A 26,032-nucleotide genomic window follows, 5' to 3' on the forward strand; every position below is an offset into this window, starting at 1 on the left:
AAAATGTGATAAAACTTTTAAGATACACGCAAACGATTCCCACAACTCTAATTAGGGTCGACAGTAATGATCCCACAGATTTCTCAGGCACCTGGCGTCGTTCAGCTGGTGCTTAATTTTTTGCAGGCACTGGAGCAACAGGGTTTTACAGGTGATACCGCCACGAACTATGCCGACAGGCTGACGATGGCAACCGATAACAGTATCTACCAGCTTCTTCCCGATGCGGTCGTGTTCCCTCGTTCAACGGCTGACGTGGCGCTCATCGCCCGGCTGGCAACGCAGGAACGGTTCGCCTCGCTGGTCTTTACGCCGCGCGGCGGTGGCACCGGGACCAATGGTCAGGCGCTGAACCAGGGCATCATCATTGATATGTCGCGCTATATGAACCGCATCATTGAAATCAACCCTGAAGAGGGGTGGGTGCGGGTCGAAGCGGGCGTAATCAAAGATCAGCTTAATCAGTACCTGAAGCCTTACGGCTACTTTTTTGCCCCTGAACTCTCCACCAGCAACCGCGCAACCATCGGGGGGATGATCAACACCGATGCCTCCGGGCAGGGGTCGCTGGTCTACGGCAAAACCTCCGATCACGTCCTTGGCGTGCGTGCAGTTCTGCTGGGCGGTGATATTCTTGATACACAGCCGATGCCGGTTGAACTGGCGGAAACGCTGGGTAAAGACAATACCGTCAGCGGGCGAATTTATCGTACCGTGCTGGAACGCTGCCGCGACAACCGCCAGCTGATCCTCGACAAATTCCCAAAACTGAACCGCTTTTTAACGGGCTACGATCTGCGGCACGTCTTTAACGACGACCTGACGCAGTTTGATTTAACCCGCGTGCTGACCGGCTCCGAAGGAACGCTGGCATTTATTACCGAGGCGCGGCTGGATATCACCCGTCTGCCGAAGGTGCGTCGCCTGGTGAACGTCAAATATGACTCCTTCGATTCTGCACTGCGCAATGCACCGTTTATGGTTGACGCGCAGGCGCTGTCGGTGGAAACCGTCGACTCTAAAGTGCTCAACCTGGCGCGGGAAGATATCGTCTGGCACTCCGTAAGCGATCTGATTACCGACGTGCCGGATAAAGAGATGCTTGGCCTCAACATCGTGGAATTTGCCGGCGATGATGCAGAGCTGATTGAGCGCCAGGTGACAACGCTTTGCCAGCGTCTGGATGAGCGGATTGCGCAGGGCGAAGGGGGCGTGATTGGCTGGCAGTTGTGTAACGATCTAGCCGGTATCGAACGTATTTACGCCATGCGTAAAAAAGCGGTGGGACTGCTCGGTAATGCGAAAGGGGCGGCGAAGCCGATACCGTTTGCCGAAGACACCTGCGTGCCGCCTGAGCATCTGGCGGATTATATCGTTGAGTTTCGCGCCCTGCTGGACAGCCACGGGCTGAGCTATGGCATGTTCGGCCACGTCGACGCCGGGGTGCTGCACGTGCGTCCGGCGCTGGACATGTGCGACCCGCAGCAGGAGATCCTGATGAAGCAGATCTCCGACGACGTGGTGGCCTTAACCGCCAAATATGGCGGTCTGCTGTGGGGTGAACACGGGAAAGGGTTCCGCGCGGAATACAGCCCGGCGTTCTTTGGCGAACAGCTTTACGCAGAGCTGCGCAAGGTGAAAGCGGCATTCGACCCGGATAACCGCCTCAATCCGGGGAAAATTTGCCCGCCTGAAGGCGTGGATGCGCCGATGCTGCAGGTTGATGCCGTCAAACGCGGCACGTATGACAGACAAATCCCGATTGCGGTGCGCGCCTCCTGGCGCGGTGCGATGGAGTGTAACGGCAACGGCCTGTGCTTTAACTTCGACGCGAAAAGCCCGATGTGCCCGTCGATGAAGATCACCAGCAACCGCATACACTCGCCGAAAGGGCGTGCGACGCTGGTACGCGAGTGGCTGCGTCTGCTTGCCGACCGTGGCATCGATCCGCTCAAGCTGGAGCAGGCGTTGCCGGAAAAACGGGCCAGCCTGCGTTCGCTGATTGAACGCTCCCGCAACAGCTGGCATGCCAGCAAGGGCGAATATGATTTCTCCCACGAGGTGAAAGAGGCGATGTCCGGCTGCCTGGCCTGCAAAGCCTGCTCCACCCAGTGCCCGATTAAAATTGACGTGCCGGAGTTCCGCTCGCGCTTCCTGCAGCTTTACCACACCCGCTATCTGCGCCCGGTGCGCGACCATCTGGTGGCGACGGTAGAAAGCTATGCGCCGCTGATGGCGCGTGCGCCGAAGACGTTCAACTTCTTTATCAATCAGCCGCTGGTGCGCAAGCTTTCCGAAAAACATATCGGCATGGTCGATCTGCCGCTGCTGTCGGTGCCGTCGCTGCAACGACAGCTCGTCGGCCACCGCTCGGCGAACATGACCCTCGAACAGCTTGAGGCACTGACCCCTGAGCAAAAAGCGAATGTGGTGCTGGTGGTTCAGGATCCGTTTACCAGCTACTACGATGTGCAGGTGGTCGCTGACTTCATCCGCCTGGCTGAAAAACTGGGGTATCAGCCCGTGGTGCTGCCGTTCTCGCCAAACGGCAAAGCGCAGCACATCAAGGGCTTCCTGAACCGCTTTGCGAAAACGGCGCAAAAAACCGCTGATTTTCTCAACCGGGTCGCCGGGCTTGGGCTGCCGATGGTCGGCGTCGATCCGGCGCTGGTACTCTGCTATCGCGATGAATACAAGCAGACGCTGGGAGATAAGCGCGGCGATTTCCACGTTATGCTGGTGCACGAGTGGCTGCCAGCAGCCCTTGAAGAGAAGGCTATTCAGGAGGTTAGCGGTGAGTCGTGGTATCTGTTCGGCCACTGCACCGAAGTGACGGCGCTGCCCGGCGCGCCAGCGCAATGGGCATCTATTTTTGCGCGTTTCGGTGCGAAGCTGGAAAGCGTTAGCGTGGGCTGCTGCGGGATGGCGGGCACCTACGGCCACGAGGTGAAAAACCACGCCAACTCGCTCGGCATCTATGAGCTGTCGTGGCATCAGGCGATGCAGCGTTTGCCGCGCAACCGCTGTCTGGCGACGGGCTACTCCTGCCGCAGCCAGGTGAAACGGGTAGAAGGTAACGGCGTACGCCACCCATTACAGGCTTTACTGGAGATAATCGGATGATCTGGAAACGTGCCGTCACGCTGCAGGCGCTGAATGCCATGGGCGAGGGGAATATGGTGGGGCTGCTGGATATCCAGTTTACCCGTATCGGGGAAGACGATCTGGAGGCGACGATGCCTGTCGACAGTCGCACCCACCAGCCGTTTGGCCTCTTGCACGGTGGGGCATCCGTCGTGCTGGCGGAAACCCTGGGCTCCGTCGCGGGGTATCTCTGCACCGAAGGCGAGCAGAAGGTTGTCGGGCTTGAGGTGAACGCCAACCACATACGCTCGGTGCGCAGCGGGCGCGTTCGCGGTATTTGCCGCGCGCTGCACGCCGGTAGCCGCCACCAGGTCTGGCAGATCGATATTCTCGATGAGCAGGATCGCCTGTGCTGCTCGTCGCGTCTGACGACGGCAGTCGTGTAAAGTTTTCAGATGATTTGCCTTTGGTCAAAAACTAGCCAGTGTGTTGTGATATACTGGTCAGGATTTGTACATAAGCGAGGACATCATGGATACTGAAATAACCCCAACACAGCTGGCAATTGAATATTTACGTCGCGATAAGAGCAACCTGTCTCCGGCGCAGTACCTGAAAAAGCTGAAACAGCTTGAGCTGGAGTTCACGGATCTGCTGGCGCTCTCTTCAAATGAGTTACGAGAAGAGATCTACTTTGCCTGGCGGTTGGGCGTTCACGTCCATTGAGAGAGTAAAAAGGCCGCCAGCGCGGCCTTTTTTGTGCCCAACATTCAGTATCGGGCGGGAAGTTTGTTAATTTTGATGAGCCGACCGTCTTCTATTTCGATAAACCCGCCCGTTTTTAAATCCGCCAGAATGCGCATCACGCCGCTGCGGGAGAGCTGGGTTTTCTCCCTGATATACCTTTCCGCTGTTACGCTGCCGCGATAGCTCTCGTCTTCATCCATCAGTTTTATCAACTGCTGGCGAATCATCTCATACGCCGTCGGCGCGCCCTGCGGCATGACGTTGTTATACAGACGGTTGTATACAAACATAAGCTGTTTTGAGAGCAGCCCCCACAGCGCTTTTTCTTTAATAATCTCATTCACCCGCTCGGTGGTGAGCGTGCCTGTCAGGCACGGGGTAACGGTCTTGAGATAATCATTGAAATAGATATCGGTGATATTAGCGAGGCCGAAGAGGGCGGGGCTGCGGGCCGTGGAGAGCATCATATCGTCGCTTCTTCTGTAGATGGCGATCGTCCCCTCAAGAATTAAATAGCACATGCCCTGACCGTTGACCTGAAGGTCAAGCCGCTCGCCGCGAGCGGTTCTTCGTGTTGTACATTCAGGCAGTAAATGAGAAATAAGCTCTTGCGCGTAGGGAGAGCCACGGTGAGACGTTTCTGGACGGGACATGGTAGTCGGTAACCTTAAAAATAACCTGGCTAATTATAGCGTCTCTCGCGGGTACAGGCACGGGGGCGGTCAATATTTTCGAGGCAGATGGTGAATCTCGAGGAGCACGCCGCGCTCCATGGTGATGTACTTCCCGTTCCGCAGTTCCGCCAGAATACGCATAATTCCGCTGCGCGAAAGATACGTCCGGCTTTTGATGTAGGCCGCCGCTGTCGTATTTTGCCGTATGGCGTCTGGCTCCTGCATCAGTTCAACAAGCTGGAAGCGGATGATATCGTAAGCAGACATCTGCGATATTTGTGCGCAATGCTCGTACACACGCGAGGCGGTATAAATAAGCAGCTTTGAGAAGTGCTCCCATAAATCGTGCTGCGACACAATTTGATTGAAGCTCTCCAGCGACACGCGCGCAATCTCTGCAGTCTCCAGCGCCCTGACGTACAGGTGTTCAGAGGAAAACTGGCTGCTGACGCCCAGAATAAACGGCGCAGATTCAGAATTTAATACAATACCGTCGCCGCGACGATGAAGCGCCACGCTGCCCTGGATTAACAAAAAACACTGCCTAACATCATCTTTATAATAATGTACCGTCTCCCCCCGACCAATGATCATTCTGCTGGTGGCTGGCAGCACATGTTTAATCAGGGTGTCTATGTCGGCGAACGGCTTTAAATCCAGGACTGAGGATTGATAATTATTCAGTGGGGCGGTTAAACGTGTATTCATAAGATACCTCACATCGACTTCTTGTGTGATCAATTTTTGATCTGCAAAAAGAATTATCTTAAAAATGAAGAACTCAGGGAATCTTCTGGTGAGGTCTAAAAGTAGACCGGGAGCCCTGCGGAAAGTAACTGTTTGAATAGGAAGAAAAAGTGTGCAAGGTCTAATAATAGACTTCTGCAATATCAGTTAAGATTTTCCTGACGTAAATGTTGAGTTTTCGTTAAATTAGAGTCTACAGCTAGACCATCTAAAAGTTGTATTCATTAAAATGATTATATAAATTTTGACCAGTCAGTCAGGAAGACCTTAAGCCATTCAGCGAAAAATAAAAGAACCTTAGCGATTCTTTTATCGGTCTTCTGCTGCTTGAATTTCAATAATAAATAAAGTTATCCCGTAAACAGGAAAATGAACATTATGAAAAAGAGTATGATTTTAGCGATGGTTGCGACGGGTTCAGCCTTAATGATAGGCAATGCTCTCGCCGCCGCAGGAACCGTTAATTTTAATGGTAACATCCTGGATTCAGCCTGTGATGTGGCAGTTGCCTCTCAAAACCAGGTGGTCGTATTAGGTGATTATTATAAAACAGAATTCCAGACGACGGGTTCCAGAACGGCGGCAACGAAATTCGATATTATTCTGAAGAACTGCCCGGTGACGGTCACCAGTGCTAAAGTTCGTTTTGACGGTACGCCCGATCTGAGTAATGCCGATCTGCTGGCGATTGATACCTCTGTCGCCGGTGCGGCAACGGGCGTTGCCATTAATTTGATGACCGCTGATAAAGCCGATCTGCCATTGCACGGCAGCAACGGCTACAACTATGTACTGAGCAGCACCGCAGACAATACGCTGAATTTCTACGCACAGTATATTTCAACGGCGGCATCGGTAACGGCGGGTCCTGCAAACTCCGTAGCTAACTTCTCCGTTGTTTACAACTAGTCATTAAGCTGAACAAGAGTCAGCTCCGCGAGGCGCTGCGCGGGGGCATAATCTGCCCCCTTGTTTTAAGAGGTTCAAAATGAATTTTATTAGCAAAACCCTGCTGAGTGCGGCGGTTATTACTGCATCTGTTTCGCACGCTTATGCCGGGGTTATTATTGGTGGTACCCGTGTAATTTTTGATGGCGGGAAGAAAGAGGCGTCCATCAGCGTAAACAATGCGGATACCGCCCCTTATTTAATCCAGTCCTGGGTCGACATGCCAGAGGGTAATGCTAATAAAGCGCCTTTTATCGTCACACCACCTTTGTACAGACTGAACGGCGGTCAGCAAAATATTGAACGTATTTTACTCTCGGGCTCACTGCCGCAGGATAAAGAAAGTCTCTTCTGGTTAAACATTAAAGCGATACCGTCAGCGAGCAAACAGGAAAACTCGTTGCAAATTGCCGTTAAAACACGCATCAAGCTTATTTATCGTCCGGCAAGCCTGAAGGCGTCAACGCCGGAAGAACAGGCGAATAAATTAACCTGGGATCGTAGTGGAAATAACCTTCAGGTCACTAACCCGACACCGTACGTGATTAACTTTAATGAAATAAGCGTCGGCGGTAAAAAGCTGGAAGATGTTTCCTGGGTTGCGCCTGGTGCAGTGGCAATATTTAGCTTACCCCCAGGCGTCAATGGCAATCAGATTGTCTTTAAAGTGATTAACGATTATGGCAGCCCGGGAATAATACATCAGGCCAGCTTTTAGTTCCTGAGAAAAGCGGCATCCTCAATATCGAGTCAGGTTTATGATGATGGCAACGAAAAATATAAAAATGCAGCCCGCGCGTCTGGCAATGTGTATTGCTTTCGCGCTGGCGAATGCAGTACCCGTGGTTAACGCCCGTGATTCCTTTAACGCCGAGCTGGTGGAGCTGGATAATCCGGGAATGGGTAAAGCCGATTTATCTGCGTTTGAATCAGGTTCGCAGGCACCAGGGAAATACCATGTTGACATCATCCTTGACGACCAGCTTATTGAGACCAGCGATATTGATTTTGTTGCAGGGAAAGACGGGCAGGAAAACGATAGCCTGCAGCCCTGCCTGAGCATGGATCAGCTAAAAAAATGGGGCGTTAAAACAGCGCTGTTCCCCAACCTGGCGGTTGAAAGCACATCCTGCGTCAACCTCCAGGCAATTCCTCATGCCACTACGGATTTTCAGTTTGGCGCGCAGCGGCTTGTTATCAGTATTCCACAGGCTGCGATCGACCTGCCTGCAAGAGGGTATGTCCCGCCAGAACAGTGGGACGAGGGGATCGCCGCTGCGATGCTCAATTATAGCCTGAGCGGGGCCAATAGCTGGGCGAAACAGAGCGAGAGTAAAACCAGCAGCAGCCAGTATGCCAACTTACGTCCAGGCCTCAACGTTGGGCCATGGCGACTGCGCAATTACACCACCTGGTCACGTGATGAGACCGGTCACGATAAATGGGATACCGTCTACACCTATGCTCAGCGGGCCATTATCCCGCTCAAAGCCGAACTCACCCTGGGTGACAGCTCCGCGCCCGCCGACGTGTTCGACAGTATGCCGTTTCGCGGCGGACAGCTGGCATCTGATGACGACATGCTCCCGGATTCGCTCAAAGGCTACGCGCCCGTCGTTCGCGGGATTGCGCGCACCAATGCTCAGGTCATTGTTCGCCAGAATGGCTACCAGATTTACCAGACCTATGTCGCGCCTGGCGCCTTTGAAATTACCGATATGTATCCCACCGGCGGCGCGGGCGATCTGGATGTCACCATTAAGGAAGCTGACGGCAGCGAGCAGCACTTCACCCTGCCTTATGCCTCATTACCGGTTTTGCAGCGCGAAGGGCGCCTGAAGTATGCGGTGACCGCAGGGCAGTATCGTTCTTACAGCAGCAGCGTGGATAAGACTCCATTTGGCCAAATCACGGGGATTTATGGTCTGCCTTATGGCCTCACGCTCTATGGTGGGCTGCAGGAGTCGAGCAAATATCAGTCGATCGCCACCGGGATCGGGAGAAACATGGGGGATTTCGGTGCGATTTCGGCGGACATGACCCAGGCCTGGTCAACCCCGCAGGGGGGAGAAAAATCCAACGGGCAGTCCTGGCGTGCGCGATACAGCAAGAATTTTGTCGGGACAGGGACTCATTTTTCGATTGCGGGCTACCGCTATTCGACCAGCGGTTACTACGGCATGCAGGAGATCCTCGATTCCTGGGGCGACAGCTCTGCGCTTCAGGACCGTCGACGTAACCGTGCCGAGCTGACGATGAGCCAGACGTTGGGCAACAATCTTGGCTCGCTAACGCTGAGCGCGGCCCGTGAGGATTACTGGAATTCGAGTAAAACGATGGCGTCATACAGCCTGGGTTACAACAACTACTGGCACAACATTAGCTACGGACTCACCTGGACTTACAGTAAAAACGGCAGCGCGGGTTCCTATGACGACAATAAACGCTACGACAAAGATCAGCTGCTGGCCTTTAACGTCAGCATTCCGCTAGAAAAATTCCTTCCGCAGACCTGGGCTAACTACAGCGTGAGCGCCAGCAAGAATAATGGCACTACGCAGAACATTGGTCTGAACGGCGTGGCGCTGGAAAACCATGCGCTGAACTGGAACGTGCAGCAAGGTTACGGGTCGGACGGCGTTGGCTACACGGGCAACATGAACGGGGATTACAGGGGGACGTACGGCGAAGTCACCGCGGGCTACAGCTACGACAAAAACAGCGAGCGTCTTAACTATGGTTTGCAGGGGGGCATTCTTGCGCACAGGGAAGGGATCACGCTTTCTCAGCCCCTGGGGGAAACCAATGTTCTGATTAGCGCGCCGGGCGCGCACGATGTGGATATTCGTAATCAGCCGGGGGTAAAAACAGATTTCCGGGGATATACGGTGGTCAGTAACCTTTCCGTATACCGTAAAAATGACATCACGCTTGCCCCGGAAAGTATGCCGGATGACGTTGAGCTGGATATTAATACCCGCACGGTAACGCCGACGCGCGGCGCGGTCGTCCTGGCCGGCTATAAGGCGAAAGTAGGACGGCGGGCATTATTCACGTTAATGCATAACGGCCATTTTGTTCCCTTTGGCGCAATCGCGAGCCTGAAAGGCAGCAATAACAGCAGTTTTATTGTTGGCGACAGAGGGCAAGTCTATCTCACCGGCCTGGATACGCAGGGGACAGTCTTCGTCACGTGGGGCGCGGAAAACGATCGGCAGTGCCGCGCGCCGTTCCGGCTTTTACCGCAATCTCCGGCAGGCGGAATTACAGAAATTAACGTCAATTGTCTTTAGGGTTTTTAAAATGCGCATACTTAACCTCCTGTTCCTGCTGTGTATCACCGCTGCCTGGAATAGTGCTCATGCAGGAACCTGCACCATGATTACGCCACGGGAATCGACGTTGTCCATCGGCACAATTACGGTGCAGCGTGATGTCGCGGTTGGCACAGTAATATTTTCAAAAAATGCCTCGGTAACCTCGTCATATTTAACCGGGTGCACCAATCCGTTAATGCTTGGCTTTAGCATGCGTTATCTTAATGCAACGCTGAGTACTTACGGTAATCACGTTTATAACACCAATGTCAGCGGAATTGGCGTGCGCTTTTCATCAGGTAATTATTTTGAAAACCCGACCAATACCTTTTCTTATAACGCACAGTCTGATTATGTCGAATGGTGGGGCGGCAAAATAGAACTTGTCGTTACCGGACCTGTAGCCTCTGGCTCGCTGACGCCGGGCGTACTGGGTGTCGTTATGCTGCAGGGGAGTGACGGCGTGTATCGTGATGGTCTGACGACGACGCTTCTGGACGGGACCATCAACGTGCTGGCCTGCACCATTACGACACCGCAGCTGACGTTTCCCATCGGTGATATTTCTGCCGCCGCTTTTGGCTCAACGGTCGGCACCACGCCGACGGGCGCCCGGAATACGCAAAACCTTGGCCTGAACTGCGATCCGGGGGCAAACGTCAACGTTTCGCTCAGCGGTATCCAGAACCCGGACGTGGTAACAACGAGCGTGCTCGCGCTGACGGGGCAGGGTAATACCGGAACAGCGAAAGGGGTTGGCGTGCAGTTGCTCTATAACGGTACTCCCCTCACGTTAAATACCCGTCTGCCGTTAAATACCGCTGCGGGCGGGCAGCAGGCATTTCCGATAACGGCGCGTTATTACCAGACCCAAACGACGGTCGAGCCCGGTACCGCCAATGCGTCGGCAACCTTAAATTTGACGTATCAGTGATGGATAAAACGATGAATATTCTGCGCACGGCAGCGCTCGCCGCCACATTAATCAGCAGCAATATTTTTGCGGCGGACAGCGTTAATGTCAGCGTCACCGGAAATATTGTTGCTTCTCCCTGTATCTTTAACGGGGGAAATGACAATCTCGATATTAACCTCGGTAATATTCAGGCATCCAACATGTCCACGCCGGGGTCATCGTCCGACCCTGTACCGTTTAACCTGCTGTTTACCCAGTGTCCGGCAGGGACGCGCAGCGTGACGGTCATGTTTACCGGCAACCCCGATCCGGTCGCCGGGACGGATTACTACATGAACAGCGGTTCGGCCACGAACGTCGCGATTGCGATGAGTGAGGCTACAACAGGTGCACTGAAGGGGACCGGAACAAGTATTACGCAAACTATTTCAGCAGACAGAACCGCAACGATGGCCATGCTGGCATCGGTGAGATCTTCCTCGGGCGGCGCAACGCCGGGGAGCATCAGTGCAGTCGTCGTCATGACGATGCAGTACAACTAAAAAGTGTGCGGGTTGATATTTCTTAATGATTGACAGATGTCGGTAACGGTAATGTTGAATATAGTGATAAAAGAGACAGATTCATTTTTTCGAGATGGCTTGCAGCGTTTTCTGGGGGCATTCTTCTTTCATAATTTCAGACACCACCTTCATTTTGAGGGGGAACTTACACCGGAAAATGTCAGTGCCGCGGATATCATTTTTCTCTCTTTATGCCAGGGAGAAACGTTAACCTGTTATCCCGAACTACAGGCGCGGAAAAAAGGGATTGCAATCGGCCTTGTTGATGATGAGCAGCGTTTCTCGGCATTTCCCTCCTGTTTTCAGGATATGATTTTTATCTCTCGTCGGGCCTCGCTCGATCGAATCAGTGAGGCGCTCTTTATCGCATGGTATCGCACGCAATTACCGGGCTATCGCTGGAAAAATAAAAGCTGCTACGAATGTCAGCACAAAATATTATCGCCGCAGCAGATTCGCGTTATGGTCAATTTTTACCGCGGGTTATCGGTAGGGCAGATTGCCAATAAGCTTAATACCAGCGATAAAACCATTTTTACCCATAAATATTTGCTGATGCAGAAATTCGACCTGCGCAGCGATTTTGAACTCATGGCCCTGATTCACCGCATGGTAGAAAAGAATACTCATCCGAACCGGCTACGCGATTATCTGGTCAATAATTACGGCTAAATTGCGCCCACGATTCTGTGAATTGCAAAACATAGTGCGAGGTTATGCATCTATAGAATAGCGTAGGTGTCATGGTACTTTTTATGTTTTATACAATGACGCCTTAGCTATGCAAATTCATAAAACGATCAGGCCGATATTCTTCGGTAAGTTTCAGTGTGTTGGGCCGGAGTGCTTAATCTCGTGCTGCCGCGGCTGGACAATCCATATTGATAAGAAAACCCACCAGAAGTATGTTCTGTCCACGCATACAGAGATTGCTGCCATTGCAAAGGAGAATCTGATCCTTCAACGAAAGGGCAAGAATAACTACTCCCGAGTGAAGTTAAACGAAAAGGGAGAGTGTCCTTTTATTGATGAAAACAAACTCTGCATGGTGCACCGCGATTTAGGGGAAGAGGCGCTCTCGCATACCTGCAGCACGTATCCCAGAAGCGCAAGCCGCTATCAGGATGAAACGCGGCACACCATGACGCTCTCCTGTCCGGAAGTGGTGCGACGTGTCCTGTTTGATCCGGATGCCATGCTGCTTGATGAGCAGGAGACGCTAGTGGCGGCCTATAAAACCAACCTGATTGGGCAACGGCAGTCTGCCTCGCAGACGCAGCAGGTGATCCACCTTTTTGCCTGGCATTTAATTCAGTCGCCCTCCCGCAACATTGAAGAAAATTTGATGGCGCTGGCCCAGTTTATTCTGTGTCTTCAGCACGTTAACTTTGATTTGCACAGCAAGTTTGATGAGGTAGAACAGTTCTACGAGGCGTTACGCTATGAGCTGCAGAGTGGAAAATCGCTGATTGATACAGATACTCTGGCGCGTTCAAACGCGATGAAATATCTGGCGCTGTCGGTGATGGGCACGAACGTGGCGAAGGATTCAGCACGGGACGGCTTTATTCTCCAGGGGCATCAGCAGATTGCCTCGTATCTGGACGTTGCTGGCCTGAACGACGCGTCTGAGCTGGACGCAAAATTCGACAGGATTAATCAGCAGTGGCAGAAACTGTGCGAGTCGTCCTGCCTGTCAGAACCTCACGTATTACGTAATTACCTGTTGTATAAGCTCTACAACAGCTATTTCCCCGGTAAAAACACGGAAACTATCCTGCGCCAGTTTTATCGTATCGTGCTGGACTTTTTCTATGTCAAATTCATCCTCAGCGTACAATCGATGCAGGGTGAGATTGATCAGCAGGTGGTGATGAAAACTATCGCCAGTCTGTCAGAAAAGACCATGCACAATCAGACTATTGACGCGCGCATGGACTTTGCGATCGATAAAATCAACGGTGGTGATGATTTATCCTGTCTGCTGCTGATTGGATAAGCGTATAAAAGCCAGAGGCTCACCGGGTGAGCCTCTTTTCTTCAGACGTTCACGGCATTAATCAATCGCGTTTTCATCGTCTGATAAGACGACGCCGCGAAATCCTCCGCCCAGCGCTGGTCCTCAATCGCTTCCAGCTGCACCGCGCAATACTTCGTTTCCGGCGTTTTGGAGGTGGGATCGAGATTATCCTGCGTCAGCTCATTGCAGGCGCCGATCCACCACTGGTAGGTCATATAGACCGCGCCGGCGTTGATGCGCTCGCTGATGCTGGCGCGGGTGATAATCTTACCCCGGCGCGAGCGCACCCAGACCAGCTGACCGTCGGTAATGCCCAGCTTATCCGCATCGACTGGATTCATCTGCACCCGTCCGGGCTCATCGGCCAGGCTTTGTAGCGCGGCGCAGTTCCCTGTCATCGAGCGGCATGAATAATGCCCCACCTCGCGCACCGTGCAGAGCACCAGAGGATAATCCTCATCAGGGATTTCTGCCGGCGCGCGCCACGGCGCGGCAAAGAGCTGTCCCTTGCCGGTTGGCGTGTCGAACTGATTGTTTTTGTACAGGTACGGCGTGCCGGGATGATCGAGCGTCGGGCACGGCCATTGGACATGCCCCATCTCGCCCATTTTTTCATACGTCACGCCGTAGAAGAGCGGGCAAAGCTCGCGCATCTCGTCCCAGATCTGCTGGTTATCGTCATACTGCATCGGGTAGCCCATCTCGGTGGCGAGCAGGCTGATGATCTCCCAGTCGCGCTTCACGTTGCCGCTGGCCTCAATGGCCTGGCCAAAACGCTGGAATCCGCGGTCAGCGCAGGTAAAAACACCGCCGTGCTCGCCCCAGGAGGTGGCAGGGAGAAGTACGTCCGCCGCTTCAGCCGTTTTGGTCATAAAGATGTCCTGGACCACCACGAAGTCGAGGGCGTTAAATCCGCTGCGGACCAGGCCGAGATCGGCTTCCGTCTGGAGCGGGTCTTCCCCCATGATGTAGTAGGCCTTGATCTTGCCCTCCAGCGCAAGGTGAGGTACCTCGGTAATGCGCGTCCCGACGCTATCGTCCATGTTAGTCACGTCAATCCCCCAGGCGTCAGCGAACTTCTGCCTGACCGCGGGGTCCGTGACGTCCTGATAGCCGGGGAACATATTGGGCAGAACGCCCATATCACAGGCACCCTGAACGTTGTTTTGCCCGCGCACCGGCCCGACGCCGACGGCCGGGCGGCCAAGGTTACCCGTCAGCAGCGCCAGGCTCGAAAGCCCTTTGACCACATCGACAGCCTGACCAAACTGCGTGACGCCCATTCCCCACATCACGGTGGCGGAAGGGGCCGCGGCAAACGTGCGCATCGCCTGACGGACGTCGCGGGCGGGAATGCCGGTAAGATGCTCGACCTTCTCCGGCGCATAGTCTTTCACCGTCTGGCGATAGGCCTCAAGCCCCTCCGTAAAGCGCGCCACGTAGTTCTTGTCATACAGATCCTCCTCCAGTAGCACATAGCCAAAGGCGTTTACCAGCGCCATGTTGCTGCCGTTTTTCAGCTGCAGATGCTGATCGGCAATGCGCGCCGTTTCGATGCGGCGCGGGTCGCAGACGATGATTTTTGCACCGTTTTCACGGGCCTTAAGCACGCGCCGGGCGACGATAGGGTGGGAATCCGCGCAGTTATAGCCAAAAATCAGCAGACATTTAGAGTGTTCAATATCGTTGATGGAATTGCTCATTGCGCCGTTGCCGAGGGTCTCCTGTAACCCGGCGACGGATGGGCCGTGACAGACGCGCGCGCAGCAGTCGACGTTGTTGGTATTCAGCACCGCGCGGGCAAATTTTTGCATCACGTAGTTGGTTTCATTCCCGGTTCCGCGCGACGACCCGGTGGTCATGATCGCGCGCGGGCCGAACTGCGCTTTAATGCTGCTGAGCTTTTGGGCGGTGTAGCGGATAGCCTCTTCCCAGGTTACGGGGGTAAAGGGTTCTCCCTTGCGGTAGCGGATCATCGGTTGGGTCAGGCGAGGAGTGAGCAGGCGGGTATCGTTAAGAAAGTCCCAGCCGTAAAAACCTTTCAGACACAGGGTGCCCTGGTTTGTGACGCCCTCCGCCGCTTCGGCCCGGAGGATACGGTTATTCTCAACGACAAGGTTTAATTTGCAGCCTGCACCACAGTATGGGCAGACGCTGGCGATTTTTTTCATCAATAACAGACCTGTTAAGAAATGAAGCCAAATGACTGGTAAGCCCAGTCCCGTAACAGGGAGTAAGCAGAAACCATGCCATCTTTTAACGCGCTTTATTTACAGGGTGTTATGGAAAGAGGGGGGTGTCATCGTCATACCAATCGTCAGTTTTGACGATGACACATTACCTGTTGCTGAAGGGCAGGGAGATTAAAGATCGTCCATAGTGTAACCGACGACGATTTCCAGCGTTTTGCGGATCACATCCGCCTGAACCACGTCGTGGGTTGCTTCAAGGGTCTGAATCAACCAGAGGATGATGGCTTTATTGGAAAGATGGCCTTCGGAAGCCAGAACACAGCGTACTGCAGTAGAAAAAACAGCGGACTCTTCAGCAAAACGATCGCCTGCGTGGCGGAAATACTCCGACAGCGCGCTTTCTAAAAAAGCAGAATGGTATTCGGGTTGAAGCTGAATATTTTGTCTCATTTGTTCTCACCGTAGCTGTTGAATTGCAGTCAATGTATTTTTTTGGGATCGGACGGTTTTCCATTTCCAAATAACGGCACTACATTGTCTCTGTTATCATTGAGAGATCCCTCTCTGTTCATTCGTCCTTGCGCGGTTCTGCGACGTTTTAACGCGAAGCTGTTTGAGCCGATATCGGCAATCACCTTCGCCAGTGTCTCCCGCCGCCGGGGATCCTTTTCGCGTGCTTTCATATCCCGCAGACGCCGGACCAGAGCCTCCGTTGTGACGGGGCCGTGCGCTTTCAAAAGAGAAAGAACGGCTTCGCCAATCAGCTGATCGGTCAGTTTGTCCGCGTCACTACGATTCATAACGTTATCGTTCGAAGAGTAAACCAAGCAGCATATGGTAATGCTGTTCCTCTTCCGGGCCATTGGCCCTTTCAAGGCGGCTTAAGAGTTTGGTGCAGAGCGATTTGCGATTCAGGTTTCGCCCGTCGCTGAGGATCTCTACCACCACCTGACCCAGCGTTTCCTGTTGGGTAGGAAGCGCGGCTTTTTCGAAGTACTGTGCGATCGCTGCTGCGGGATCTGTGGCGTAACCTTTCTGCTGCATGTTTCGCTCCTGTAAAAATTTTGTAATCAGTAACGTTACATTTAAGGTATACACAATTTCTAAATCTGTACATTAAAAATGTACAGATTTTTAATTTTATTGTGATATATTTTATAAAGTTCTTTATTTTCAGTTTGTTGTGGGCTTGCTATGCATCGGTACTGTTACAGGATATATTGTACAAAATGAAATGGCGCGGCTAAGTTGTACAGCGCTTAAAAAAGTTTCATTAAGTGCCGTAAATGGTTGAGATGTAAATTATTTGTCAGGCAATTAATGTGCTATAAATGATCTTTACCCACCTCTTTTGTGGCCAAAACACTAACCCCAGGAATCGCATGCTCACAACCATCATTTACCGCAGTCATATCTGCGAGGACGTTCCGGTGAAAGCGCTGGAAACAATGGTCGCTGCTGCAAATCGTAAGAACCGGCAATCCAATGTCACGGGGATTTTGCTGTTTAACGGCACACATTTTTTCCAGTTGCTGGAAGGGCCGGTGGAGCACGTTTCTGCCATCTATGAGCAGATCTGTAACGACCCGCGCCACCATAACGTGGTGGAGCTGATGCGCGATCACGGTCCTGTCCGACGCTTTGGCAACGTGGGCATGGAGCTGTTTGATTTGCGCCAGTTCGACAGGGAAGAGGTGCTACAGCAGGTGCTCAACAGGGGCACGACGCGTTATCAGCTGACCTATAACGACCGCCCGCTGCAGTTTTTCCGCACCTTTGTCGAGGCCACCGAGAAGGCCAACTATTTTGAACTCCCTCCCGCGGACTCGTGGGATTTTGTTACTGAAGAGACGCACTTGTCGGCACAGCCTGAGGTCGTCGCGAAAGGGGCGGATTGCAGTTTTGCGTTTCAACCGATCGTCGATCCGTTTATGCAGCGGGTTGTCTCCTGGGAGGCGCTTCTCCGCACCCCTTCCGGCGATTCGCCGGGAGCCTATTTTGCCAATCGCCCGCGTAATGAAGTCTATGCATCTGATTTACAAAGCAAGCGGGTGGCGCTCTCTATGGCCTGCACGCTGGGGTTACAGGACCAGACATTATCCCTCAACCTGCTGCCCATGACGCTGGTTAATGTCCCCAACGCCGTGGATTTCCTGCTTACCGCCATCGAAGCTAATGGGTTTGTGCCTGAGCAAATCGTTGTGGAATTTACTGAGAGTGAAGCCATTTCACGTTTCGATGAGTTCAAGGATTCAGTCAGGCAGTTAAAAAGCGCCGGAATCAGCGTGACGATCGATCACTTTGGGGCCGGTTTTGCCGGGCTCCAGCTGCTGGCCCAGTTCCAGCCTGACCGCATTAAGATCAATCGCGATCTGGTGGCGAACGTGAACAAAAGCGGTCCCCGACAGGCCATTATTCAGGCGATTATCAAATGCTGTTCCTCGCTGGAAATTCAGATCTGCGCGGTCGGTGTGGAGAAGGCGGAAGAGTGGATGTGGCTGGAATCGGCGGGAATTTCCCAGTTCCAGGGACACCTTTTCGCCAGCCCCCGGCATGGCGGCATTCCGGCCATTGCATGGCCAGAGAAAAAGTTCGAGTACTGATAAAGCTGTACAAACTTCGGCACTCTTAACTGTACGAACGGCAAATTTTATACAACAATGTATTAACAGGTGGATGGGTGAGTCTCCCATTCATCTGTGCAAAATAAGGTCTTAGTTATACAAATGGTTTGTACAATCTGATAAGGTTGGTGCAGTTAGGTATGGAAGTTCTGAGCGTGAGGGAGTTAATGGCCTATTACAGTATCGGCGAAGTGGCCGAACGATGCGGTATCAACCCCGTTACGCTGCGTGCCTGGCAGCGCCGTTATGGATTGTTGAAGCCGCAGCGCAGCGAAGGGGGTCATCGTCAGTTCGACGATGAAGATATCCTGCGTATCGAAGAGATCAAACGCCTGATGAAAAGCGGCGTCTCGGTCGGAAAAGTGAAAGCCTTGCTGGAAAACAAGGAGGTGATGACTCAGGGTAACTGGGCAACTTTTCAGGAAGAGATGATGACCGTTCTGCGCTATGCCAGCCCGGCAAAACTGCGTGCCAAAATAGGCGAATTCCGCCGGGATCACCCGATGGATGCGCTGATCGATAACATTATTTCCCCCGTCCGCCAGCGAATGAATCAGGATCAAAACACCGTGCGCCACATGGCGAGCATGCTGGACGGCGTCCTGATTGAATTTGCAGTTGCAAACCTGGCGGAGTCGCGTAAGAAAGCGGGCAAAGATGCGCTGCTTATTGGCTGGGAATGCGACGACCGCACCCATCTGTGGCTTGAAGCTGCACGTCTGGCACAGAAAGGCTGGCACATTGACGTACTGGCGGAGCCGATTGATTCGCCACGTCCAGAACTGTTCCCCGGACAGAAAATCTTCGTCTGGACCGGAAAAGCGCCGACACCGCGCCAGCAGGAACAGCTCGATCACTGGCGTGAACAGGGTTTTACCGTTACATTCCATCACTGATTATCAGAGGCCTTACGGGCCTTTTTTTGTTTTTGCCACTTCCTGAATTAAGCTATTTTAAAAATAGGCATTTCCGATGCATATTTTACTTTTCCTTTCTCCTCTGCCTTCCTGATGAAATAAGCCATTACTTTTCAAAGCATTGAACAATTACATCCATCCCGCCCGCATCTTCTGACAGGGTCTATGCTTAATAAAAGTAGACAAAAAGGGCGGTTTAGCCGAATGCCCCTGCTGTCAGAGGGTTGAAGTGATAATCGTTATCACTAACATGGTGTTATGCCCTGATGGCTAATCAGATGAGGTGGACCTATGGAACTGCATTCAGAAACCTTCAATCCTGCCGATTTTGCCTGGCGCGGATTAACGCTCACGCCTGCGGCGGCGGCGCATATCCACGAGCTGGTGGCAAAAAATCCCGACATTCTCGGCGTGCGCTTAGGCGTTAAGCAGACTGGCTGCGCCGGCTTTGGCTACGTGCTGGACACCGTCACCGCACCGGAAAAAGATGACCTGGTATTTGAAACCGACGGCGCAAAGCTGTACGTCGCGCTGCAGGCCATGCCGTTTATCGACGGAACCGAAGTGGATTACGTGCGGGAAGGTTTAAACCAGTTATTCAAATTTCATAACCCGAAAGCCCAGAACGAATGCGGCTGTGGCGAAAGCTTTGGGGTATAGGCGGTACTATGTCTCGTAATACTGAAGCAACGAGTGATGTAAACACCTGGAGCGGCGGGCACCTCAACTATAAAGAGGGGTTCTTCACGCAGCTGCAGACAGACGAGCTGGCAAAAGGCATTAATGAAGATGTGGTGCGCGCCATCTCGGCCAAACGTAACGAGCCGGAGTGGATGCTGGAGTTCCGTCTGAGCGCGTTCCGCGCCTGGCTGGAAATGGAAGAGCCGCACTGGCTGAAAGCCCACTATGACAAGCTGAACTATCAGGATTACAGCTACTACTCCGCGCCATCCTGCGGCAGCTGTGATGATACCTGCGCCTCGCAGCCCGGCGCGGTACAGCAAACCGGCGCTGAAAACAGCTTCCTGAGCAAAGAGGTTGAAGAGGCGTTTAACCAGCTGGGCGTGCCCGTGCGCGAAGGGAAAGAGGTGGCGGTGGACGCCATTTTTGACTCCGTGTCGGTGGCAACGACGTATCGTGAGAAGCTGGCCGAGCAGGGGATCATTTTCTGTTCCTTTGGCGAAGCGATCCACGATCATCCGGAACTGGTAAAAAAATACATCGGCACCGTGGTACCGAGTAATGATAACTTCTTCGCCGCGCTGAATGCAGCGGTAGCTTCTGACGGCACCTTTATCTACGTGCCGAAAGGCGTGCGCTGCCCGATGGAGCTCTCGACCTATTTCCGCATCAACGCCGAAAAAACCGGTCAGTTCGAACGCACCATTCTGGTGGCGGACGAAGGCAGCTACGTCAGCTACATCGAAGGGTGCTCCGCTCCTGTTCGCGACAGCTACCAGCTGCACGCGGCGGTGGTGGAGGTCATCATCCACAAAGATGCCGAGGTGAAATATTCCACCGTACAGAACTGGTTCCCCGGTGACGGCAACACCGGCGGTATCCTGAACTTCGTCACCAAGCGCGCGCTGTGCGAAGGTGAAAACAGCAAAATGTCCTGGACGCAGTCGGAAACCGGCTCCGCCATCACCTGGAAGTACCCGAGCTGCATTCTGCGCGGGGATAACTCCATCGGCGAGTTTTACTCTGTGGCGCTCACCAGCGGGCATCAGCAGGCCGATACCGGCACCAAGATGATCCACATCGGGAAAAACACCAAATCGACGATTATCTCGAAGGGGATCTCCGCCGGGCACAGCCAGAACAGCTATCGCGGGCTGGTGAAAATCATGCCGACGGCCACCAACGCGCGTAACTTCACCCAGTGCGACTCAATGCTGATCGGTGCCGACTGCGGGGCGCACACCTTCCCGTACGTGGAGTGCCGCAACAACAGCGCCCAGCTGGAGCACGAGGCGACAACGTCGCGCATTGGGGAAGATCAGCTCTTCTACTGCCTGCAGCGCGGGATCAGCGAAGAAGATGCCATTTCAATGATTGTGAACGGCTTCTGTAAGGACGTGTTCTCTGAACTGCCGCTGGAATTCGCCGTTGAAGCACAAAAACTCCTCGCCATTAGTCTTGAACACAGCGTCGGTTAAGGAAAGCACATGTTAAGCATTAAAGATTTACAGGTTAGCGTGGAAGAGAAAGCGATCCTGCGTGGTCTCAATTTTGACGTCAAACCGGGTGAAGTCCACGCCATCATGGGGCCGAACGGTTCCGGGAAAAGTACGCTTTCGGCGACGCTGGCAGGGCGCGAAGATTACGAAGTGATCCACGGCTCGGTCGAGTTTAACGGCAAAGATCTGCTGGAAATGTCGCCGGAAGACCGCGCGGGCGAAGGCATCTTTATGGCCTTCCAGTATCCGGTGGAAATTCCCGGCGTCAGCAACCAGTTCTTCCTTCAGACGGCGCTGAATGCGGTGCGCAAGTATCGCGGCCAGGAAGCGCTGGACCGCTTTGACTTCCAGGACCTGATGGAAGAGAAGATCAAGCTGCTGAAAATGCCGGAAGACCTGCTGACCCGCTCGGTCAACGTTGGCTTTTCCGGTGGTGAGAAAAAGCGTAACGACATCCTGCAGATGGCGGTGCTGGAGCCCGAGCTGTGCATTCTGGATGAGACGGACTCCGGTCTGGACATCGACGCCCTGAAGATTGTCGCCGATGGGGTGAACGCCCTGCGCGACGGCAAACGTTCATTCATTATCGTCACTCACTACCAGCGCATTCTCGACTACATCAAGCCGGACTACGTCCACGTGCTTTACCAGGGACGCATTGTAAAATCCGGTGATTTCACGCTGGTTAAACAACTGGAGGAGCAGGGTTATGGCTGGCTTACCGAACAGCAGTAATGCACTCCAGCAGTGGCACCGGCTGTTTGAAGCACAGGGCAATACGCGCTCCGTGCAGGCGCAGCAGCACCTGCAGCAAATGCTGCGTCTCGGCCTGCCGACGCGTAAACATGAGAACTGGAAATACACTCCGCTGGACGGGCTGCTGAACGGCGAGTTCGTGACGCGGCTGGCGGATATCAGCCCGGCCCGGCGTGATGCCCTGGCGCTGATGGTGGACGCGGTGCGTCTGGTCTTTGTCGACGGCGTCTACCGTCCTGAACTGAGTGACGATACTCAGAATAGCGGGTTCGGGATCGTGATTAATGACGATCGCCAGAGCCTGAGCGCCCCGGTTCAGCCTGAAGTGTTCCTGCACCTTACCGAGAGCCTGGCCCGCAGCGTGACGCATATTCAGGTTAAACGTAACCAGCGCCCGATCAAACCGCTGCTGCTGATGCATATCACCCAGGGCGTAGAGGGCGATGAAATCAATACTGCTCACTATCGCCATCATCTTGAGCTGGCTGAAGGGGCTGAGGCCACGGTGATTGAGCATTATGTCAGCCTCAATGAGACCCGCCACTTTACCGGGTCGCGTCTGACGATGAATGTCGCCGCCAATGTGCAGCTACACCATATCAAGCTGGCGTTTGAGAACCCGCAAAGCCACCATTTTGCGCATAACGATATCCTGCTGGGCCAGGATGCCGCGGCGTACAGCCACAGCTTCCTGCTCGGCGGTGCGGTGCTGCGCCACAACACCAGCACGCAGCTTAACGGTGAAAACACCACGCTGCGCATCAACAGCCTGGCGATGCCGGTTAAATCTGAAGTGTGCGACACGCGCACCTGGCTTGAGCACAACAAAGGCTACTGCAACAGCCGCCAGCTGCATAAAACCATCGTCAGCGATAAAGGGCGGGCGGTGTTTAACGGTCTGATTAACGTGGCCCGGCACGCCATTAAAACCGACGGGCAGATGACCAACAATAATCTGCTGCTGGGGCGCCTTGCGGAAGTGGACACTAAGCCGCAGCTGGAGATCTATGCCGACGACGTGAAATGCAGCCACGGCGCGACGGTCGGGCGGATCGACGACGAGCAGATGTTCTATCTGCGCTCGCGCGGTATTGACCAGCAGGCGGCGCAGAAAATGATTATCTATGCCTTTGCGGCGGAGCTGACGGAAGCGCTGCGCGATGGCGTACTGAAAGAGCAGGTGCTGGCCCGCATTGGTCAGCGTCTGCCCGGAGGCGAAGCATGAGTTTTCCCGTAGAGAAGGTGCGGGCAGATTTCCCGGTTCTGACCCGTGAAGTGAACGGCCTGCCGCTGGCGTATCTCGACAGCGCGGCCAGCGCGCAGAAGCCGAATCAGGTGGTGGACGCAGAAGCTGAATTTTATCGTCACGGCTACGCCGCCGTGCATCGCGGCATTCATACCCTGAGCGCCGAGGCGACCCAGCGCATGGAGAACGTGCGCACGCAAATTGCGGCCTTCCTTAACGCGCAATCACCCGAAGAACTGGTGTTTGTGCGCGGCACCACCGAGGGGATTAACCTTGTTGCCAACAGCTGGGGCAACGCTCAGGTTCGCGCGGGCGATAACATCATCATCACCCGGATGGAGCATCACGCCAATATCGTGCCGTGGCAGATGCTCTGCGAGCGCGTTGGCGCGCAGCTGCGAGTCATTCCGCTGAACGAAGACGGCACGCTGCAACTTGAGCAGCTTGACGCCCTGCTCGACGATAAAACGCGGCTGGTGGCGGTCACTCAGGTCTCCAACGTGTTGGGTACCGAAAACCCGGTCGCAGAGATTATCGCAAAAGCCCATCAGGCCGGTGCGAAGGTGCTGATTGACGGCGCGCAGGCGGTGATGCACCACGCGGTCGACGTGCAGGCGCTGGACTGCGATTTCTACGTGTTCTCCGGGCACAAGCTCTATGGTCCAACCGGCATCGGCGTGCTGTACGTTAAAGAGGATATTCTGCAGGCGATGCCGCCGTGGGAAGGGGGCGGATCGATGATCGCCACCGTCAGCCTGACGGAAGGGACGACCTACGCTCGCGCCCCGTGGCGCTTTGAGGCGGGAACGCCTAACACCGGCGGGATTATCGGTCTGGGCGCGGCGGTCTCTTACGTCTCCGCAATCGGCCTGAACGCCATTCAGGAGTACGAACAGCTGCTGATGCACTACGCGTTGCAGGAGCTTGCCAGCGTGCCGGATCTTACCCTCTACGGACCTGCCGACAGATTAGGCGTAATTGCGTTTAACCTGGGGAAACACCACGCCTATGACGTGGGGAGTTTCCTCGATAACTACGGCGTGGCCGTCCGTACCGGGCACCACTGCGCCATGCCGCTGATGGCGTTTTACCAGGTGCCGGCAATGTGTCGCGCCTCGCTGGTGATGTACAACACAACGGAAGAGGTCGACAGGCTGGTGGCGGGGTTAAAACGCATTCACCAGCTGCTGGGCTAACGGAGAGGCAAAAAATGGCAGAGCTGCCGGACAAAGATAAACTGCTGCGCAACTTCGGGCGTTGCGCAAGCTGGGAAGAGAAGTACCTCTACATCATCGAACTGGGGCAGCGCCTGCCGCCGCTCGGTGAAGAGGCGCATAACCCGGAAAATATTATTCAGGGCTGTCAGAGCCAGGTATGGATTGTCATGGAGCAGTCTGACGACGGCACGATAACCTTGCACGGCGACAGCGATGCGGCCATTGTAAAAGGGCTGATCGCAGTCGTCTTTATTCTTTACCATCAGATGTCGGCGCAGGATATTGTCGCGTTTGATGTCCGCCCGTGGTTTGAAAAAATGGCCCTCACCCAACACCTCACCCCGTCCCGCTCCCAGGGGCTGGAAGCGATGATTCGCGCCATTCGCGCCAAAGCTGCAATCCTTAGCTAGACTTACAGAACAGCATTCATTCTGTTTCGCGAGGTGGTTCCCGCCTCGCTGGTTTTTCAGCTTTCTGGCATCCTGTCAGTGAATAAGGAATCTCAGCATGAAGCGCGCGTCTCTAATAACGCTATTACTCCTCAGTTCGCTCGGTACGTTTAATTCGGCCCGCGCGATGGATTACCCGTTGCCGCCCGCAGGCAGTCGCCTGATTGGGCAAAATCAAACCTATACGATACAGGAAGGGGATAATAAGCTTCAGACCATCGCCCGTCGATTTAATACGGCCGCGCAGGTGATCCTTGAAACGAACAACACCATTGCGCCGGTAAACCCCGCGCCGGGCACCGTCATCACCATCCCGTCGCAGATGCTGCTGCCGGACACGCCGCGCGAGGGGATTGTCGTGAACCTGGCCGAGCTCCGGCTCTACTACTTCCCGCCGGGAGAAAATATTGTCCAGGTGTTCCCGCTCGGCATCGGACAGTTGGGGCTGGAAACGCCGGTGAGTACCACCCGCGTCAGCCAAAAAATCCCTAATCCAACCTGGACGCCTACAGCGGGCATTAGAGCGCGTTCGCTGGCCCAGGGAATTAAATTGCCTCCGGTTGTTCCTGCAGGGCCAAATAACCCGCTGGGGCGCTATGCGCTGCGTCTGGGAATAGGTAATGGGGAATATCTTATCCACGGCACCAGTGCGCCGGACAGCGTGGGGCTGCGTGTCAGTTCCGGCTGTATGCGAATGAACGCCCCGGATATTAAAGCCCTGTTTGAGCAGGTGCGTGTTGGCACGCGGGTACAGATTATTAATGAGCCGGTGAAGTTCTCCGTTGAGCCGGACGGCAAGCGCTATATTGAGGTCCACCGTCCGCTGGCCCAGATGGAAGGGGAGAACCCGCAGATTTCGCCCATTACCCACTCCGCAGACTTTGCGACCTTTGTTTCTCAGGCCGGAAGCGACAAAGCGCTTATTGATAAAGCCCTTGCGCGCCGTGCCGGGATCCCGGTTATCGTATCCGCGGGCAGCGGCCCGTCAGCCAGTAATAGCGTATTGTCGGTGCAGAACAGCCGGGTATCTGCTGCGGTAGCAGAAGAGGAAGGGGAGAAGGTGACGCAGTAGCGGTTTGACGCAGGCAAAAAAAATGGCGCACAATGTGCGCCATTTTATTAACAGGTACTATTACTTACGGTATTTAGTAGCCTGGTTGTCCAGACGCTGGTTAGCGCGAGCTGCGTCGTCTTTAGCAGCCTGAACGTCGGAACGCATTGCGTTCACGTCGTTGCTCAGCTGGTCAACTTTAGCGTTCAGAGTCTGAACGTCAGAAGACAGCTGATCGATTTTAGCGTTGCTGGAGCAACCAGCCAGCAGAGTAGAACCCAGGATTACCGCGCCCAGTACCAGTTTAGTACGATTCATTATTAATACCCTCTAGATTGAGTTAATCTCCATGTAGCGTTACAAGTATTACACAAACTTTTTTGG

Annotated in this window: 26 protein-coding genes; 19 read left to right on the top strand and 7 right to left on the bottom strand. The window is 54.0% G+C overall.

Annotation, left to right across the window (positions count from 1 at the left end):
- Nucleotides 1–66 precede the first annotated feature (66 nt).
- From ydiJ to ACWKXT_RS02330, 3 genes are all read left to right on the top strand, one after another.
- The gene (gene ydiJ, locus ACWKXT_RS02320; RefSeq protein ID WP_454531554.1) at nt 67–3,123 is read left to right on the top strand and encodes a D-2-hydroxyglutarate dehydrogenase YdiJ; all 3,057 of its coding nucleotides are present in this window, start codon (nt 67–69) and stop codon (nt 3,121–3,123) included.
- Nucleotides 3,120–3,530 carry a 1,4-dihydroxy-2-naphthoyl-CoA hydrolase gene (menI, locus tag ACWKXT_RS02325; protein WP_028012841.1) on the top strand — a complete coding sequence of 137 codons (411 nt, stop codon included), beginning with the start codon at nt 3,120–3,122 and terminating at the stop codon, nt 3,528–3,530. Before ydiJ ends, menI begins: the two co-directional genes overlap by 4 nt.
- Before the next feature lie 85 nt (nt 3,531–3,615).
- Nucleotides 3,616–3,810, top strand: coding sequence for a YdiH family protein (locus tag ACWKXT_RS02330; protein ID WP_080327369.1), 195 nt, complete (start codon nt 3,616–3,618; stop codon nt 3,808–3,810).
- A gap of 44 nt (nt 3,811–3,854) precedes the next feature.
- Here the strand turns inward: ACWKXT_RS02330 and ACWKXT_RS02335 are convergent, their stop codons facing one another.
- Together ACWKXT_RS02335 and ACWKXT_RS02340 are read right to left on the bottom strand one after the other, a co-directional pair.
- Complete coding sequence (locus ACWKXT_RS02335) at nt 3,855–4,484, bottom strand: helix-turn-helix domain-containing protein (protein ID WP_454531555.1); 630 nt, start codon at nt 4,482–4,484, stop codon at nt 3,855–3,857.
- A 69-nt stretch (nt 4,485–4,553) separates the two neighbouring features.
- A complete protein-coding gene (locus ACWKXT_RS02340; protein ID WP_454527071.1) occupies nt 4,554–5,213 on the bottom strand; it encodes a helix-turn-helix domain-containing protein in 660 nt (219 codons plus the stop codon).
- 417 nt (nt 5,214–5,630) lie between these two features.
- Here ACWKXT_RS02340 and ACWKXT_RS02345 point away from each other — a divergent pair, with 417 nt between their 5' ends.
- The 7 genes from ACWKXT_RS02345 (at nt 5,631) to fliB (ending at nt 12,995) form a co-directional block, all read left to right on the top strand.
- Complete coding sequence (locus ACWKXT_RS02345) at nt 5,631–6,161, top strand: fimbrial protein (RefSeq protein WP_454531556.1); 531 nt, start codon at nt 5,631–5,633, stop codon at nt 6,159–6,161.
- Between the two features lie 79 nt (nt 6,162–6,240).
- Nucleotides 6,241–6,918, top strand: a complete 678-nt coding sequence (locus ACWKXT_RS02350) for a fimbrial biogenesis chaperone (RefSeq protein WP_454527069.1) — start codon at nt 6,241–6,243, stop codon at nt 6,916–6,918.
- 46 nt (nt 6,919–6,964) lie between these two features.
- Nucleotides 6,965–9,493 (top strand): fimbria/pilus outer membrane usher protein, encoded by a 2,529-nt coding sequence (locus ACWKXT_RS02355; RefSeq protein WP_454531557.1) that lies wholly within the window; start codon nt 6,965–6,967, stop codon nt 9,491–9,493.
- A gap of 10 nt (nt 9,494–9,503) precedes the next feature.
- Entirely contained in the window at nt 9,504–10,451 is a 948-nt protein-coding gene (locus tag ACWKXT_RS02360; RefSeq protein ID WP_454527067.1) for a fimbrial protein, read from the top strand.
- A gap of 11 nt (nt 10,452–10,462) precedes the next feature.
- Nucleotides 10,463–10,975, top strand: coding sequence for a fimbrial protein (locus ACWKXT_RS02365; RefSeq protein ID WP_454531558.1), 513 nt, complete (start codon nt 10,463–10,465; stop codon nt 10,973–10,975).
- Between the two features lie 51 nt (nt 10,976–11,026).
- Nucleotides 11,027–11,668 carry a LuxR C-terminal-related transcriptional regulator gene (locus tag ACWKXT_RS02370; RefSeq protein WP_454527360.1) on the top strand — a complete coding sequence of 214 codons (642 nt, stop codon included), beginning with the start codon at nt 11,027–11,029 and terminating at the stop codon, nt 11,666–11,668.
- 109 nt (nt 11,669–11,777) lie between these two features.
- The gene (gene fliB / locus ACWKXT_RS02375; RefSeq protein WP_454531559.1) at nt 11,778–12,995 is read left to right on the top strand and encodes a flagellin lysine-N-methylase; all 1,218 of its coding nucleotides are present in this window, start codon (nt 11,778–11,780) and stop codon (nt 12,993–12,995) included.
- Between the two features lie 41 nt (nt 12,996–13,036).
- On the opposite strand, the gene fdhF is transcribed toward fliB, so the two are convergent.
- From fdhF to ycgZ, 4 genes are all read right to left on the bottom strand, one after another.
- Nucleotides 13,037–15,187, bottom strand: coding sequence for a formate dehydrogenase subunit alpha (gene fdhF, locus ACWKXT_RS02380; RefSeq protein ID WP_454531560.1), 2,151 nt, complete (start codon nt 15,185–15,187; stop codon nt 13,037–13,039).
- A gap of 192 nt (nt 15,188–15,379) precedes the next feature.
- Nucleotides 15,380–15,658 (bottom strand): biofilm/acid-resistance regulator YmgB/AriR, encoded by a 279-nt coding sequence (locus ACWKXT_RS02385; protein WP_014883526.1) that lies wholly within the window; start codon nt 15,656–15,658, stop codon nt 15,380–15,382.
- Nucleotides 15,659–15,687: 29 nt separating this feature from the next.
- Entirely contained in the window at nt 15,688–16,008 is a 321-nt protein-coding gene (locus ACWKXT_RS02390) for a hypothetical protein (protein WP_454531561.1), read from the bottom strand.
- A gap of 4 nt (nt 16,009–16,012) precedes the next feature.
- Nucleotides 16,013–16,252 carry a regulatory protein YcgZ gene (gene ycgZ, locus ACWKXT_RS02395; protein ID WP_454527062.1) on the bottom strand — a complete coding sequence of 80 codons (240 nt, stop codon included), beginning with the start codon at nt 16,250–16,252 and terminating at the stop codon, nt 16,013–16,015.
- A 338-nt stretch (nt 16,253–16,590) separates the two neighbouring features.
- Here ycgZ and ACWKXT_RS02400 point away from each other — a divergent pair, with 338 nt between their 5' ends.
- From ACWKXT_RS02400 to ldtE, 9 genes are all read left to right on the top strand, one after another.
- Entirely contained in the window at nt 16,591–17,811 is a 1,221-nt protein-coding gene (locus tag ACWKXT_RS02400; protein WP_454527061.1) for a diguanylate phosphodiesterase, read from the top strand.
- Between the two features lie 188 nt (nt 17,812–17,999).
- Nucleotides 18,000–18,728, top strand: a complete 729-nt coding sequence (locus ACWKXT_RS02405; RefSeq protein ID WP_454527060.1) for a MerR family transcriptional regulator — start codon at nt 18,000–18,002, stop codon at nt 18,726–18,728.
- Between the two features lie 312 nt (nt 18,729–19,040).
- The gene (sufA, locus tag ACWKXT_RS02410; RefSeq protein WP_041910386.1) at nt 19,041–19,409 is read left to right on the top strand and encodes a Fe-S cluster assembly scaffold SufA; all 369 of its coding nucleotides are present in this window, start codon (nt 19,041–19,043) and stop codon (nt 19,407–19,409) included.
- A gap of 8 nt (nt 19,410–19,417) precedes the next feature.
- Nucleotides 19,418–20,908: a Fe-S cluster assembly protein SufB gene (gene sufB, locus ACWKXT_RS02415; RefSeq protein ID WP_080327356.1), complete on the top strand. Its 1,491-nt coding sequence runs from the start codon at nt 19,418–19,420 to the stop codon at nt 20,906–20,908.
- Nucleotides 20,909–20,917: 9 nt separating this feature from the next.
- The gene (gene sufC / locus ACWKXT_RS02420) at nt 20,918–21,664 is read left to right on the top strand and encodes a Fe-S cluster assembly ATPase SufC (RefSeq protein WP_454527059.1); all 747 of its coding nucleotides are present in this window, start codon (nt 20,918–20,920) and stop codon (nt 21,662–21,664) included.
- A complete protein-coding gene (gene sufD, locus ACWKXT_RS02425; RefSeq protein ID WP_454531562.1) occupies nt 21,639–22,910 on the top strand; it encodes a Fe-S cluster assembly protein SufD in 1,272 nt (423 codons plus the stop codon). Before sufC ends, sufD begins: the two co-directional genes overlap by 26 nt.
- Nucleotides 22,907–24,127, top strand: coding sequence for a cysteine desulfurase SufS (gene sufS, locus ACWKXT_RS02430; protein ID WP_454531563.1), 1,221 nt, complete (start codon nt 22,907–22,909; stop codon nt 24,125–24,127). The genes sufD and sufS overlap by 4 nt, the downstream gene beginning before the upstream one ends.
- A 14-nt stretch (nt 24,128–24,141) precedes the next feature.
- The gene (sufE, locus tag ACWKXT_RS02435; protein ID WP_265194055.1) at nt 24,142–24,558 is read left to right on the top strand and encodes a cysteine desulfuration protein SufE; all 417 of its coding nucleotides are present in this window, start codon (nt 24,142–24,144) and stop codon (nt 24,556–24,558) included.
- A gap of 97 nt (nt 24,559–24,655) precedes the next feature.
- The gene (ldtE, locus tag ACWKXT_RS02440; RefSeq protein WP_454531564.1) at nt 24,656–25,669 is read left to right on the top strand and encodes a L,D-transpeptidase LdtE; all 1,014 of its coding nucleotides are present in this window, start codon (nt 24,656–24,658) and stop codon (nt 25,667–25,669) included.
- Nucleotides 25,670–25,729: 60 nt separating this feature from the next.
- On the opposite strand, the gene lpp is transcribed toward ldtE, so the two are convergent.
- Complete coding sequence (lpp, locus tag ACWKXT_RS02445; protein WP_001082307.1) at nt 25,730–25,966, bottom strand: murein lipoprotein Lpp; 237 nt, start codon at nt 25,964–25,966, stop codon at nt 25,730–25,732.
- Between the last annotated feature and the right edge of the window lie 66 nt (nt 25,967–26,032).

The organism is Enterobacter sp. UPMP701 (genome assembly GCF_053709515.1).

Excerpts from the sequence above, each read along its gene's own strand:
- ydiJ (WP_454531554.1), top strand. The coding sequence starts at position 67 with ATGATCCCACAGATTTCTCAGGCACCTGGCGTCGTTCAGCTGGTGCTT.
- menI (WP_028012841.1), top strand. The coding sequence starts at position 3,120 with ATGATCTGGAAACGTGCCGTCACGCTGCAGGCGCTGAATGCCATGGGC.
- ACWKXT_RS02330 (WP_080327369.1), top strand. The coding sequence starts at position 3,616 with ATGGATACTGAAATAACCCCAACACAGCTGGCAATTGAATATTTACGT.
- ACWKXT_RS02335 (WP_454531555.1), bottom strand. The coding sequence starts at position 4,484 with ATGTCCCGTCCAGAAACGTCTCACCGTGGCTCTCCCTACGCGCAAGAG.
- ACWKXT_RS02340 (WP_454527071.1), bottom strand. The coding sequence starts at position 5,213 with ATGAATACACGTTTAACCGCCCCACTGAATAATTATCAATCCTCAGTC.
- ACWKXT_RS02345 (WP_454531556.1), top strand. The coding sequence starts at position 5,631 with ATGAAAAAGAGTATGATTTTAGCGATGGTTGCGACGGGTTCAGCCTTA.
- ACWKXT_RS02350 (WP_454527069.1), top strand. The coding sequence starts at position 6,241 with ATGAATTTTATTAGCAAAACCCTGCTGAGTGCGGCGGTTATTACTGCA.
- ACWKXT_RS02355 (WP_454531557.1), top strand. The coding sequence starts at position 6,965 with ATGGCAACGAAAAATATAAAAATGCAGCCCGCGCGTCTGGCAATGTGT.
- ACWKXT_RS02360 (WP_454527067.1), top strand. The coding sequence starts at position 9,504 with ATGCGCATACTTAACCTCCTGTTCCTGCTGTGTATCACCGCTGCCTGG.
- ACWKXT_RS02365 (WP_454531558.1), top strand. The coding sequence starts at position 10,463 with ATGAATATTCTGCGCACGGCAGCGCTCGCCGCCACATTAATCAGCAGC.
- ACWKXT_RS02370 (WP_454527360.1), top strand. The coding sequence starts at position 11,027 with ATGTTGAATATAGTGATAAAAGAGACAGATTCATTTTTTCGAGATGGC.
- fliB (WP_454531559.1), top strand. The coding sequence starts at position 11,778 with ATGCAAATTCATAAAACGATCAGGCCGATATTCTTCGGTAAGTTTCAG.
- fdhF (WP_454531560.1), bottom strand. The coding sequence starts at position 15,187 with ATGAAAAAAATCGCCAGCGTCTGCCCATACTGTGGTGCAGGCTGCAAA.
- ACWKXT_RS02385 (WP_014883526.1), bottom strand. The coding sequence starts at position 15,658 with ATGAGACAAAATATTCAGCTTCAACCCGAATACCATTCTGCTTTTTTA.
- ACWKXT_RS02390 (WP_454531561.1), bottom strand. The coding sequence starts at position 16,008 with ATGAATCGTAGTGACGCGGACAAACTGACCGATCAGCTGATTGGCGAA.
- ycgZ (WP_454527062.1), bottom strand. The coding sequence starts at position 16,252 with ATGCAGCAGAAAGGTTACGCCACAGATCCCGCAGCAGCGATCGCACAG.
- ACWKXT_RS02400 (WP_454527061.1), top strand. The coding sequence starts at position 16,591 with ATGCTCACAACCATCATTTACCGCAGTCATATCTGCGAGGACGTTCCG.
- ACWKXT_RS02405 (WP_454527060.1), top strand. The coding sequence starts at position 18,000 with ATGGCCTATTACAGTATCGGCGAAGTGGCCGAACGATGCGGTATCAAC.
- sufA (WP_041910386.1), top strand. The coding sequence starts at position 19,041 with ATGGAACTGCATTCAGAAACCTTCAATCCTGCCGATTTTGCCTGGCGC.
- sufB (WP_080327356.1), top strand. The coding sequence starts at position 19,418 with ATGTCTCGTAATACTGAAGCAACGAGTGATGTAAACACCTGGAGCGGC.
- sufC (WP_454527059.1), top strand. The coding sequence starts at position 20,918 with ATGTTAAGCATTAAAGATTTACAGGTTAGCGTGGAAGAGAAAGCGATC.
- sufD (WP_454531562.1), top strand. The coding sequence starts at position 21,639 with ATGGCTGGCTTACCGAACAGCAGTAATGCACTCCAGCAGTGGCACCGG.
- sufS (WP_454531563.1), top strand. The coding sequence starts at position 22,907 with ATGAGTTTTCCCGTAGAGAAGGTGCGGGCAGATTTCCCGGTTCTGACC.
- sufE (WP_265194055.1), top strand. The coding sequence starts at position 24,142 with ATGGCAGAGCTGCCGGACAAAGATAAACTGCTGCGCAACTTCGGGCGT.
- ldtE (WP_454531564.1), top strand. The coding sequence starts at position 24,656 with ATGAAGCGCGCGTCTCTAATAACGCTATTACTCCTCAGTTCGCTCGGT.
- lpp (WP_001082307.1), bottom strand. The coding sequence starts at position 25,966 with ATGAATCGTACTAAACTGGTACTGGGCGCGGTAATCCTGGGTTCTACT.